10 protein-coding genes are annotated in these 12,324 nt (G+C 69.6%); 3 read left to right on the top strand and 7 right to left on the bottom strand.

Translation table 11 applies throughout. The features are described from left to right. Window positions 1–8: 8 nt before the first annotated feature. Window positions 9–1,223, bottom strand: coding sequence for an ROK family transcriptional regulator (locus E1202_RS21450; protein WP_132684941.1), 1,215 nt, complete (start codon window positions 1,221–1,223; stop codon window positions 9–11). Window positions 1,224–1,344: 121 nt separating this feature from the next. Between E1202_RS21450 and E1202_RS21445 the strand changes: the two genes are divergently transcribed. Genes E1202_RS21445 through E1202_RS21435 form a run of 3 tightly spaced genes read left to right on the top strand, consistent with a single transcriptional unit; the run spans window position 1,345 to window position 4,396 of the window. Next, complete coding sequence (locus E1202_RS21445) at window positions 1,345–2,679, top strand: extracellular solute-binding protein (RefSeq protein ID WP_132684940.1); 1,335 nt, start codon at window positions 1,345–1,347, stop codon at window positions 2,677–2,679. 11 nt (window positions 2,680–2,690) lie between these two features. Further along, a complete protein-coding gene (locus E1202_RS21440) occupies window positions 2,691–3,557 on the top strand; it encodes a carbohydrate ABC transporter permease (protein ID WP_235878814.1) in 867 nt (288 codons plus the stop codon). After that, a complete protein-coding gene (locus E1202_RS21435; protein ID WP_132684939.1) occupies window positions 3,557–4,396 on the top strand; it encodes a carbohydrate ABC transporter permease in 840 nt (279 codons plus the stop codon). The genes E1202_RS21440 and E1202_RS21435 overlap by 1 nt, the downstream gene beginning before the upstream one ends. Before the next feature lie 51 nt (window positions 4,397–4,447). Here E1202_RS21435 and E1202_RS31525 read toward each other — a convergent pair whose 3' ends face one another. The 6 genes from E1202_RS31525 to E1202_RS21410 all read right to left on the bottom strand — a co-directional run bounded on the left by E1202_RS31525 (window position 4,448) and on the right by E1202_RS21410 (window position 12,137). Next, window positions 4,448–4,585 (bottom strand): hypothetical protein, encoded by a 138-nt coding sequence (locus tag E1202_RS31525; RefSeq protein WP_165943930.1) that lies wholly within the window; start codon window positions 4,583–4,585, stop codon window positions 4,448–4,450. Window positions 4,586–4,808: 223 nt separating this feature from the next. Beyond that, the gene (locus E1202_RS21430; protein ID WP_132684938.1) at window positions 4,809–6,626 is read right to left on the bottom strand and encodes a phosphoenolpyruvate carboxykinase (GTP); all 1,818 of its coding nucleotides are present in this window, start codon (window positions 6,624–6,626) and stop codon (window positions 4,809–4,811) included. A 434-nt stretch (window positions 6,627–7,060) separates the two neighbouring features. Next, entirely contained in the window at window positions 7,061–7,801 is a 741-nt protein-coding gene (locus E1202_RS21425) for a DUF6802 family protein (RefSeq protein ID WP_207918842.1), read from the bottom strand. Between the two features lie 417 nt (window positions 7,802–8,218). Then, on the bottom strand, window positions 8,219–10,072 hold the full coding sequence (locus E1202_RS21420) for a dynamin family protein (RefSeq protein WP_132684937.1): 1,854 nt from the start codon (window positions 10,070–10,072) through the stop codon (window positions 8,219–8,221). Window positions 10,073–10,149: 77 nt separating this feature from the next. Next, entirely contained in the window at window positions 10,150–10,614 is a 465-nt protein-coding gene (locus E1202_RS33015) for a nucleotide exchange factor GrpE (protein ID WP_408007019.1), read from the bottom strand. Further along, window positions 10,614–12,137 (bottom strand): dynamin family protein, encoded by a 1,524-nt coding sequence (locus E1202_RS21410; protein WP_132684936.1) that lies wholly within the window; start codon window positions 12,135–12,137, stop codon window positions 10,614–10,616. Before E1202_RS21410 ends, E1202_RS33015 begins: the two co-directional genes overlap by 1 nt. Between the last annotated feature and the right edge of the window lie 187 nt (window positions 12,138–12,324).

The following is a 12,324-nucleotide window of genomic DNA, read 5'->3' as shown; positions in this document are numbered from 1 at the left end:
ACAGGTCCTCACGACCCCAGCAGCGTGTTCAGGCGGGGTGAGTAGGCGTGGTCGAACACCAGTGACGCCGCGCCGACCGCTGCGGCGTCCTCGCCGATCAGCGCGTTCTCCACGCGCACCGGGCGCACCTGCGGTGCCCACACCTGCGCGGTGATCACCTTCGAAACCCGGTTGCGGACCAGGTCGGAGACCTGCCGCAGCGCGGGTCCGCCGAGCACCACGCGGTCCACGTCGAGGACGCTGACCACCGAGGCGAGCGCTTGGCCGAGACGGGTCGCGGTCTGCCGCAGCACCTTGCGGGCCGCGACCTCCCCGGCCACCGCGTCCCGGCACAACTGGTCGTAGGCGGCGGCGACGGAGGTGGGCGCGGGCCGGCCGATGGCGGTCCGCCAGTCGGCGACGATGGAGCGCATCGAGCAGTACGCCTCCAGGCAGCCGCGCTTGCCGCAGTGGCACTCCCGGGAGCCCCCGCTGTGCACGTGCCCGATCTCGCCCGCGTTGTTGCTGACCCCGCGGTGCACCTGGTCGCCGAGCACGACGCCGATGCCCACGCCGGTTCCCAGGTAGACGTAGACGAACGAGCCGGAGCGCTGCGCGCAGCCGGACCAGCGCTCGCCGATCGCGGCGGCCGTGGCGTCGTTGTCCATCACCACCGGCAGCCCGAACCGCTCCTCGACGAGGTCGGCGAGCGGAACCTCCGTCCAGCCGTCGAGGTTGGGCGGGTCGAGGACCTTGCGGTGCGCGGGATCCAGCGGCCCGGGAACGGCGAGCCCCGCGCCGAGCACGCGGTCGGGTTCGAGCCCGGAGCGGCGCACCAGCTGCTGCCCGATGCGGGTCAGGGCGGCGGCGACCGAGGCGGGCGTGGCGTCGGCGGGCAGCCTGCGGGTGGTGCGCAGCCGGACGCCGCCGGCGAGGTCGACGAGCACTCCGGTGATGCGCTCGGGGTCGAGGTGCAGCCCGACGGCGGAGTAGGCGTCGGGCACGACCTTGAGCAGGACGCGGCGCTTCCCGCCGGTGGAGGGGGCGTGGCCGTTCTCGGTGACGAGCCCGTCGTCCATCAGGGCTCGCACGATGTTGGACATGGTCTGCGCCGTCAGCCCCGTGCGCTGGGCGAGTTCCACGCGGCTGATCTCGCCGTGGCGGCGGATCGTGTCCAGCACGACCGCGCGGTTGAACCCACCGACTCGGGGCAGGTTTGTGCCTTGCCACGACGGATTGGTCATGCAGCGCTCCTCGTTGAGACCCGCAAGATCATTGACTTGTACAAACGTTTGGACTTATGTTGCCCACGAGTGTGATCCGGATCTCAGGTTAGTCGCAAGCGTCACAGGCCGGAGGAGCCAGATGCGCCGGAGAACCGCGTTAGCCGCCATCCTCACCGCAGCCCTGGGCCTTTCCGCCTGCGGCGGATCCGCCGAGGACCCGAACACGATCACCGTCGCCTACCACCGCTACGGCAACACGCTGCAGGTCGACGCGCTGATGCAGCGCGTCAAGCAGCAGTACGAGCAGGCCAATCCCGGGAAGTTCGTCAAGCTCGATCCGGTCGTGGCACCCGAGAGCGAGTACCTGTCCAAGCTCCAGCTGCGGATGCGGTCGGAATCCACCGCGCCCGACGTGCTCTACGAGGACAGCTTCAACGTCAACTCCGACGTCGAGGCGGGATACCTGCTGCCGCTGGACGACCGGCTCGCCCGGTGGCCGGACTGGAACTCCTCCTACATCGGCACCACCAAGCAGGCGGGCAAGGCCGCCGACGGCCGGATCTACGGCGTTCCGCTCGACACCGACACCCGAGGGCTCTGGTACGACCGGAAGCTGTTCGCCGAGGTCGGACTGCCGGAGGAGTGGAAACCGCGCAGCTGGGACGACATCCTCGCCGCCGCCCGCCAGATCAAGCAGAAGCGCCCCGATGCGATCGGCATCGACATGCCGCTGGGCAAGGCCGAGGGCGAGTCGGTGAGCATGCAGACCGTCGAGATGCTGCTCTACGGAACCGAGACCGGCACCCTCTACGACGAGCAGCAGCGCAAGTGGGTGGTGCCCAGCAAGGGGTTCACCGACGCGATGGCCTTCATCTCCACCGCGGTCGGCGAGAACCTGACGCAGAGCAAGCCGCAGATCGCCGACGCCCAGTACGACAAGAACCAGCGCGACCAGCTGGCCCGCGAGGGCAAGGTCGGCATCCGGCTCGACGGCAGCTTCGCCTCCGGCAACTGGCGGGACTCCGGCTGGACGGACTGGACGAAGACCATGTCCGCGACACCCATGCCGACCCAGTTCGGCCAGGCGCCGGGAACCGTGACGCTCTCGGGCGGCTGGACGCTGGCGGTCAGCGCGGCCAGCGACAAGCCCGACGACGCCTTCGCGTTCATCACGCAGGCGTTGAGCGCGGACAACGTCGTGCAGTACTCGGCGGCCACCGGCAACCTGCCCGCGCGGGCCGACGCCGCGGCCGATCCCCGGGTGACCGAGGCCAACCCGCTCAACCAGTTCTGGATCGGCCTGCTGGCCAACACCCACTACCGGCCGGCGCTGCCGGAGTACCCGAAGGTCTCCGAGGAGATCCAGAAATCCGTGCTCGACGTCGTCGCGGGGCGACCGCCCGCCGAGGTGTCCGACCAGTGGTCGCAGCAGGTCTCGCGGATCGTGGAACCGGCCAACACCCGGGCCGGCTGACGATGTCGGCGGTGGGGCGGTGGCTGGCGCCGATGGCCCCGGCCGTGCTCCTGCTCGGGCTGTTCGTGATCGGGCCGATCCTGTGGAGCGGCTACGTCTCGTTCACCGACGCGGCCCTGACCGGTGCGGCGGCCGGCGATCCGGAGTTCGTCGGGCTGGACAACTACCGGCGGATGTTCGCCGATCCGGCGCTGTGGCACGCGGTCTGGGTGACCGTGGTGTTCACCGTGGGATCGGCGGTGATCGGGCAGAACTGCCTGGGCATGTTCATCGCGCTGCTGACCCGGCACCGCAACCGCTGGCTGCGCAACGCCGTCGGCATCGCGGTCGTGTCCGCGTGGGTGCTGCCGGAGCTGGTCGCGGCGTTCGCGATCTACGCGTTCCTCAACTCCGAGGGCACCCTGAACAACCTGCTGGTCGCGGTGGGGTTGGAAGGCGTGGACTGGCTGTACCACGCGCCGGTGCTGGCGGTGGTGCTCGGAAACGTCTGGCGCGGCACGGCGTTCTCGATGCTGGTCTACCAGGCCGCGCTCGCCGAGGTGCCCAGCGATCTCACCGAGGCCGCGGAGGTCGACGGCGCCGGGATGCTGCGCAGGTTCTGGCACGTCACGCTACCGGTGATCCGCCGGACGATCGCCACCAACCTGATGCTGATCACGCTGCAGACCATCGGCGTGTTCACGCTGATCTACGTGCTCACGGCGGGCGGGCCGAACGCGGCGACGCAGACGTTGCCGCTGCTGATGTACGACTCGGCGTTCGAGTTCGACGAGATCGGCTACGGCGCCACGATCTCCCTGGTCCTGCTGACGATCGGCGGCCTGTTCGCCGTGCTCTACGCCGTCAGCCTCGGTGATCCGGACGAGGAGGGGGCGTGATGGCCGGAGTCAGCGTCGCGAGGCGGCGCTCGGTGTCGGTGGTGGTGCACCTGGTCCTGGCGGTGGTCGCGTTGGCGTTCCTCGCACCGCTGCTGTGGCTGCTCACCGCGTCCTTCGACGCCGAGGCGCCGCTGTCGGCGCGGCTGCCGAGCGCGTTCACCCTGGACAACTTCGCCCAGGTGCTCACCTGGGAGACCAGCCTCCGTCCACTGTGGAACGGCCTGCTGATGTGCGGTGGCGCGGCGCTGGTCTCGGTGGTCTCGGCGGTGCTGTGCGCCTACCCGCTGTCGCGCTACCAGCTGCGGTTCCGCCGACCGTTCCTCTACCTCGTGCTGTTCGCCTCCGGGCTGCCGATGACCGCGGTGATGGTGCCGGTCTACAGCATGTTCGTGCAGGTGGAGCTGGTGGATTCGATGTTCGGCACGACGCTGTTCCTGGCGGCCACCTCGTTGCCGATCGCGATCTGGATGACGAAGAACTTCATGGACGGCGTCCCGATCAGCCTCGAGGAGGCCGCGTGGGTCGACGGCGCATCGGCGATGCAGGCGTTGCGCTCGGTGGTGCTGCCGCTGATCGTCCCCGGCATGGGCGTGGTCGCGATCTTCACGTTCATCAACGCCTGGGGGAACTTCTTCGTCCCCTTCATCCTGCTGCTCGACCCGGCGAAGCAGCCCGCCTCGGTGGGGGTCTTCGCCTTCTTCGGCCAGGGCGGGCTCATCGCCTACGGGCAGCTCGCCGCCTACTCGATCCTCTACACCGCACCGGTCATCGCCCTCTACCTGGTCGTCTCCCGCTACCTCGGCGGAGCCTTCAACCTGGCCGGGGCCATCAAGAACTAGGCGGGAGGACGGGTGGCGCGCAGTCGTTCTCGCACCACCCGCCCTCGCCGGTCATCGCTCGACGGACGCCGCTCGATCGCGGTCGTCGGTCTCGATCGGGACGGTCGCACCGTCTCCGTCGAGCCGCAGCGAGACGTGCACCGCTGCCGCGGCGATCAGGAACAGCACCAGAAATGCCAAGCCGGCCATGAGACACCCCCTCGTCCGATGGGCCGCTGCGCCATCGCAGTCGTCCATCAGACGCGCACGAGGGGTGGTGGGTTGCTCGGCCGCTGTCGACAACGCGAAAGCGGCGCCTCCGCTCGCGAGAGAGGAGGCGCCGCTTCGGGAACGCGCACGATGGACGTCCGCGTCAGGCGGGTGGGGTACCGGAGCTTCCCACGACGACCCGGTACCGCCGCCCGCCCAGGTCTCAGCCCAGACGCTGCTTGAGGGCTTCGAACTCGTCGCGCATCGAGGTGGGCAGGTCGTCACCGATGGTGTCGAACCACTCCTGGATCAGCGGCAGCTCCGCCTTCCACTCGTCGACGTCGACGTTGAGCGCGGTCTCGATGTCCTCGGCCGGGGTGTCCAGGCCGGTGACGTCGATCTCGGAGGCGGAGGGTACGCGGCCGATCGGGGTGTCCACGGCGGCGGCGTTGCCCTCGATCCGCTCGACGATCCACTTGAGCACGCGCGAGTTCTCGCCGAAGCCCGGCCACACGATCTTCTTGCCGGACTCGTCGCGGCGGAACCAGTTGACGTAGTAGATCTTCGGCAGTTTGGAGGCGTCAGCGTCCTTGCCGGTGTTCACCCAGTGCTGCAGGTAGTCGCCGACGTTGTAGCCGATGAAGGGCAGCATCGCCATCGGGTCGCGACGCACGACGCCGACCTGCCCGGACGCCGCGGCGGTCGTCTCCGAGGACATGGTGGCGCCCATGAACACGCCGTGCTGCCAGTTGAACGACTCGTTGACCAGCGGAACCGTGGTCTTGCGGCGCCCGCCGAACAGGATCGCCGAGATCGGCACGCCCTGCGGGTCGTCCCACTCCGGCGCCAGGATCGGGCACTGCGACATCGGCGTGCAGTAGCGGGAGTTCGGGTGCGCGGCCTTGACGTCGCTGTCCGGGGTCCAGTCGTTGCCCTTCCAGTCGGTCAGGTGCGCGGGCGTCTCGCCGCCCATGCCCTCCCACCAGACGTCACCGTCGTCGGTCAGCGCGACGTTGGTGAACAGCGAGTTGCCCTTCTCGATGGTGCGCATCGCGTTCGGGTTGGTGTGCTCATCGGTGCCGGGCGCGACGCCGAAGAAGCCGGCCTCGGGGTTGACCGCGTACAGGCGGCCGTCCTCGCCGAAGCGCATCCAGGCGATGTCGTCACCGAGGGTTTCGACCTTCCAGCCCGGGATGGTCGGCTGGAGCATCGCCAGGTTGGTCTTGCCGCACGAGGAGGGGAACGCGGCCGCGATGTAGTGGACCTTGTTCTCCGGGGAGATCAGCTTGAGGATCAGCATGTGCTCGGCGAGCCAGCCCTCGTCGCGCGCCATCGCCGAGGCGATGCGCAGCGAGTAGCACTTCTTGCCCAGCAGCGCGTTGCCGCCGTAGCCGGAGCCGTAGCTCCAGATCATCCGCTCCTCGGGGAAGTGGGTGATGTACTTGGTGTCGTTGCACGGCCACGGCACGTCTTCCTGGCCCGGCTCCAGCGGTGCGCCCACGGAGTGCAGGGCGGGGACGAACTTGGCGTCGGTGCCCAGGCGCTCCAGCACCTTCGCGCCCATCCGCGTCATGATGTGCATCGAGACCACGACGTACTCGGAGTCGGTGATCTCCACGCCCAGCTTCGGCTCTTCGGCGCCCAGCGGGCCCATGCAGAACGGGATGACGTACATCGTGCGACCACGCATGGAGCCCCGGTAGAGCTCGGTCATGGTGGCCTTCATCTTGGCCGGGTCCATCCAGTTGTTGGTGACCCCGGCGTCCTTCTCCTCGACCGAGCAGATGTAGGTCCGCTCCTCGACGCGCGCCACGTCGGACGGGTCGGACGCCGCGTAGAACGAGTTCGGCTTCTTGTCGAGACGCTTGAAGGTGCCGGCCTCCACGAGGCGGCCGGTCAGCCGCGTCCATTCGTCCTGCGAACCGTCACACCACACCACGCGATCGGGTGTGGTCAGCTCCGCGACCTCACGCACCCACGACAACAGGCGCTCGTGCTTGGTCGGGGCCTGGTCGAGACCGGGGATGGTCACTGCGGTCATCGCGACGTGTCTCCTGACTGGGCGCCACAGCCCGGATTGTTCGCCGACGGGCCCGCCCGCCGACGTTTGCAGGGAAAGCTTCGCCCGGCCCGGAGAGCCGGGCGAAGTGGAAAAGGGATGCAACGAGGCTAACGGGGATAACGGCGCGCAATGAAGATCGGGGTTGTCGGTTCTCTCACAGGAACGATAAGGGAATCGATTCAGTTCGCATTTCCTTCCGGGTGCTCCCGGAAATCTCATCGCCGGTTCTGCCTGGGGTGCCAGATTTTCCGGCGAAGCGGACACGAGTGCGAACGACCGGTGAACCGGGGATAGCCGCCGAATGGCGGTTGCCGGATGCAGAGCCCTGACATGAAAAACCGCCCGATGGCCTGAGAATGAGGCCACGGGCGGGTGGTGGAATCACATTCCGTCGCGAATTCTGCGACGCCGCGTCACACCCAGGAGTCGTCCTTCGCGGGGCTGGACGGTTCGCCCTCGCACTTCGCCTGAAGACCGGGTTCCGCGGCCGGGTTCGGGGCCGCCGGTTTCGGCTGGTGCTCGGGCTCGTCGAAGGTCCAGGTCGCGTCGTCGGTCGCGGGGGCGAACTCGTTCGGGGCGTACTGGCCGTTGTCGCCGATCTGGCCCTGCTCGACGACCGTCCACTCGCCGTCGCCGGTGTGGTGCGAGATGGTCACGTCGCCGGTCTGGGTGATTTCGACGACCTGGTCCGCGGACCCGTCGCCGTCGACGTCGGTGACCAGCACGGTGTTGCCGTTGTCGGACTGCACGACCGCCGTGTCGGCGATGCCGTCGGAGTTGGTGTCCTCGGTCGCCGGCCCGACCTGCACGTCGCCCTGCGGGGTGTCCATGACCATCTGCTTGCCGTCGTCGGGGCGTCCGTCACCGGCACCGCCCGGGTGCTGGTGCGGGGCCTCGGCGGTCCACTCGCCGGTGTCGGCGTGGAAGCGCGCCTGGTCGCGGACCTGGCCCTCGTTGCTGATCGACTGCATCAGGTCCGCGTGGCCGTCGGCGTTCTCGTCGATGTAGGCGACGTAGCCGTCGTCGGTCATCACCGCGACCGTCTCGTCCAAGCCGTCGCCGTCGAGGTCGTAGTTGGCCTCGGCGGTGTACTCCTCGCCGTCAACGGTGACCTTGATGTCCCCGTCCCCAGCGCCGGTCTCCTCGATGTACACGTCGGCACCCTCCGCCGCCTTCACCTGCAAGCCGTTGGACGCAGCGTAGAGCCCCGGGGTTCCCTCCAGGAACCACCCATCGCTCAGAACCCCCGTTCCGCCGCCCGGAAACCGGATTTCAGTGAAAGTCCGACGCCTGATCTCCACTGAAATTCGGTTCCCGAATTTCAGTTGAAATCCGAAAGAACGACCGGTCGTCCGACGTCAGAGCCGTGTACGAGGTCGAAAGCGGCATCCCTGGAACGAACGACTGGAGGTGATCGGCGGAGGTCTCCGGGCGATCGGGAGTTGAGCCGTGCCCGCTGGCCCACGAGGAGGACGAGCTGCCCGAACCGAATGCGTCCGCACTCCGTCGACGGAATGCGTCCGCGATCAGGGGCGGACGTGTTCCGGGTCGCCCGGGTGGCCTCCGGCGGGTCAGGACACCGTGTCGCGGAGGTTCCTGATGCCGGCGAGGAGGTGTTCGGCGCGCTCCCGGCCGGTGGTGGATTCGGTGAGGCGGCGGTCGACGGTCTGCAGGCGGCGGCTGCGCTCGGCGGCGTCCATCTTCAGCGCCTTGTCGACGTCGCGGAGTTCGCCCTCGATCGCCTCGATCCGCCTGGTCAGCGCGTCGTCGAGAGCCAGCGAGAGTTGCTGCTCGGCTTCGATGAGCTGCTCGGCGACGAGCTGGTCGAGGGCCGACCGGGCGTCGGCGATCGCGTCGGTGAGCCACTGCTTGAGGTGCTGCTTGTCGGCGGCGTGCTTGCGGGTGCGGGCCATCCACCAGCCCGCGCCCAGCCCGAGCACGATCGTCACCGGCAGCACCACCGGGTTCAGCGCCGCGACCCCGAGACCGGCCAGCGGCATCGCCGCCGCGCGGCCCACGCCCAACCCGCCGGAGACGCCCATGAACACCAGCAGCTTGTCCTCGGCGGTGGGCGGCCGCTTGTCCGGCGGGCGCAGTGCGATCGGAGCCTGCACGCCCCGCGCGAACTGGGAGCGGATGACGTCGAGCTCCTCGGCGGAGAACAGGTCGTTGAGCGCCTGCTCGGCCACCGCCGCGAGCCTGGTCGAGAGCATGGTCGCGATGCGGGTGGAGGCCATCTGCAGCGCGATGTCGACTTGTCGAGGCAGGTCGTTGATGTCCTTGCGCCCGGCGTTGTCGATGGACCGGCGGAACCAGTTCTGCACGTCGCGCACCTGGCGGCTGACCTCGTGGCTGGTCTCCACGCGGGTGCGCTGGATCTCGCCGCGCAGCTTGACCTGCCAGCCGCGGGTCGACGAGCGGCGGGCGGTGCTCAGCTCGTCGCGGCGGGCGCGCAGCGACTCGGCCTCGTCCTCGCCGACGGTCAGCGCGCGCTTCTCGGCTTCCAGGTTCGCGGTCAGCTCGCCCAGCACGCTGGACAGGGCGCGCATCGTGTTGGCCTCGCCGAGCATCGCCGACCGGCCGGCGATGAGCCGTTCGAGCTCGTCGCGCAGTTCGACCACGCCGGACTTCTCGCGCAGCAGCGCGGCGTTGGCGGATTCGGGTGCTTGCGCGGCGCGCAGGTGCATGCGGGCCGAGACCGGGTAGATCGGCACCTCGGCGAACCGGGGTGCGTGCTCGGCCAGCAGCTTGCGGTCCTCGGCCAGCACCTGCCGCCATCCGCGGTGCTGATCGGTCTTGGCCAGCGCGAACAGCACGGTTTCCACGCGTTCGCCGACCTGCTGCAGGAACTCCAGCTCGCCGCGGGTGAACGGGGAGGAGGCGTCGACGACGAACAGCAGCGCGGTCGCCGACACGGCCGCCTCGCGGGCGAGCTCGCCGTGCAGCTCCTCCAGCCCGCCGACGCCGGGCGTGTCGACGACGGTCAGCTCGGCCAGCGCGTCCAGCGGTGCGGTGACGCGCACGTAGCGCGGCGGCAGCTGTCCCTCGGGCAGCTCGCGGCCCGCGCTGGTCCAGTTCGGCAGCTCGTCGAGCTCGAAGGGCACGGGGTCCTGCTGGCCGGGGTAGCAGGCGTGGGCGGTCCACTGCTCGTCGTGCTCGAACTGCAGGTAGGTGGCGGTGGCGACGTCGGCGTCCACGGGCGAGAGCCCGGGGTGCTCCATCAGCGCGTTGACCAGGGAGCTCTTGCCCCGGTTGGTCTCGCCGACGACCACCACGCTGGGCGTGGCCGGCCGGTTGCGGCGGACCTGCTCGACCCATTCCCACGCTGCGGGGTCGGCCTCGCGCAGGAACCCCAGGAGCTTGTCGCGGGTCTGCTTGACCTGCTGGGGAAGCGCAGCGGCGACCGCAACACCAGGTGCCGTCATGCGCGTCCTCTCCGTTCTCGCGGGCCGGATCTCGCAGGTGGTGGAGGAGCTCACCACGAGCGTCGAAGGTACCCGGATCAGGTGCGGAGTTGGTAGACGGTGACGACCGGGGCGCGCAGGACGCGGTCGTGGTCGGCGAAGCCGAGGAGCTCGGTTTCGGCGATGACGCCGTCGAGAGCGGGGTCGTCGGTGGGCAGGGTGCCGCCGGCCTCGTGGAAGGCGGGGTCGAAGCGCTGCCCGTCGGGCCGCAGCGGCGCGACGCCGATGCTCGTGAGCCCGTCGGCGAGCCGTTCGGCGACTCCCGCGCTGCGGGCGCGGTCGACCGCGTACACGCACAGCTGGATGAGCGCGGCGCGGTCGGTCAGCGCCTGCTCCAGCGGATCGATGACGGTTTCGCTGGTCACGGCGGTCATGTCCGTCCCCTGATCGGCGGCAGCGTCGGAAGCCGGATCACCGGCTTCTGGGAGAACAGACGAACTCGAACGGTGCTCGGTTCCGCTTTCGAGTGACTTCTTCGGTCGTCGCCAGCCCCGCACGGTGATCACCTGGTTCGCAGTTGCTGCCAGATCAGGAAGTAGGCCCGGTGCACCACGTGCGCGACCCGGCTCTGCGCGGGCGTGGCACCGAAGGAGGAGAAGGAGCGCCACCAGTTGGCCCGCTCCAGCGCGAGCTCGGTCAGCTCGGCCTGCGGCAGTTCCGGTCGGCCGAGCTGCTCGCCGGGGTCGGTGCTGCCGCCCACCTGCATGACCTCTTCGGCCAGGTCCGGCGGCATCTCCACCGACCCGGCGGCGACCAGCGTCAACGCCTCCAGCACGCGCAGCTGGTGGGCTTCCGGCCTGGCCAGCAGCCCTTCGATCGCGTCGTGCACCTTCTGGCGCTCGTCGCGGTCGCCGGAGGACTGCGCGAGCGCGGTGATCGACGCCAGCGCGGCCGCGGCCTTGATGCCGTCGGCGCGCGCCCGGAACACCGAGTCCAACCGTCCCAGCACCGATGCCAGCCCGGAGGCGTCGCGGATCCGCCGCCGCAGCTCACCGGCGGTGATGTCGGGCTGGGCGTCGAGCGCGTCCAGCGCGCAGCGCACGCCGTGCAGGTCCATCCGCTCCAGCAGCTGGGTGCGGGTGCCCGCCGGGACGTCGCACTCCCAGCTGGTGAACAGGTCCGCCGACAGCAGCAGGGTCTCCCGCGTCGACTCGTCGAGCTTGGCCAGCGATCGCAGCGCTTCGGCGTCCGGGGCGGTGAAGCCGCCGGTCTCGGAGGTCTCGGCGAGCAGCCCGATCACCGGCAGCACGTCGGCGACCTTGGGCTTGAGCAGTTCCGACTGCTTGGCGGCCAGGATCTCGGCGGCCTTCCACACGTCGTCGTCGGCGCCGTCGACGGTGTCGGCCTCGATCATGTCGGCTTTGTTGAGCAGCGCGATCGCGTTGACCGGCCCGGCTTCGCGACTCGCGGTCGCGGCGGTGAAGGCGGCCAGCGCCTGCTCGTCGTCGGCGCGAACGCCCTGGGTGACGACGTAGAGCACGGCTTCCGCGCCGATCACGGCGTCGCGGGAGACCGGGTCGAGCTGCTGGGTGCCCAGCGCCTGCTCGGTGCGCGCTACCGAGGCCGAGTCCAGCGAACCCAGTCCCGGGGTGTCGATCACGGTCAGATCGCGCAGCACCGCGTTGGTCAGGTAGGCCTCCAGGTGGGAGACCTCGTCGAAGTCCACGCCCAGGTCGGCGGGGATGCCGCCGCCGGGGTCGAACGGGATCGCCTGCTTGCGGCCGTCGTGGAACACGACCTCGACGCGGTCGACCGTGCCGTACTGGAAGCGGGTCACCAGCCGGGTGCACTCGCCGACGTCGGTGGGCGCGACCCGTCGTCCGATCATGGCGTTGACCAGCGTGGACTTGCCGGACTTGATCCGGCCGGCGACGGCGACCTGCAGCGGGGCGCCGAGCCTGCGCAGCACCTCGTCGAAGCCTTCGGAGGTCTTGTCGGACAGCTGCGGTTGCAGCCCCGCGCACAGCCGGGCGACGGCGGCCGACAACGGACCTGCCCAGCTCTGCTGCTCGGGTGCCGTGTTCAAGGTGCCCTCTCGATGGAGTCAGACATTCCGGACTTCCCGGGAATCCGCCCGCACCATCCTGCCACGTCCCACCGCCCCGCCGGTCGAAGTCCACAAAGGACGAGGAACGACCGGTTCACCTAACGCTGCGGAGCCGCTGTTCAGGTGTGGGACTCAGCTCGCACCGCCGCAGGTTCTTCAGCGGTTT

The organism is Saccharopolyspora karakumensis (genome assembly GCF_004349225.1).
Taxonomy (GTDB): Bacteria; Actinomycetota; Actinomycetes; order Mycobacteriales; family Pseudonocardiaceae; genus Saccharopolyspora; species Saccharopolyspora endophytica.
This window is presented reverse-complemented; position numbering and strand designations above follow the sequence as displayed.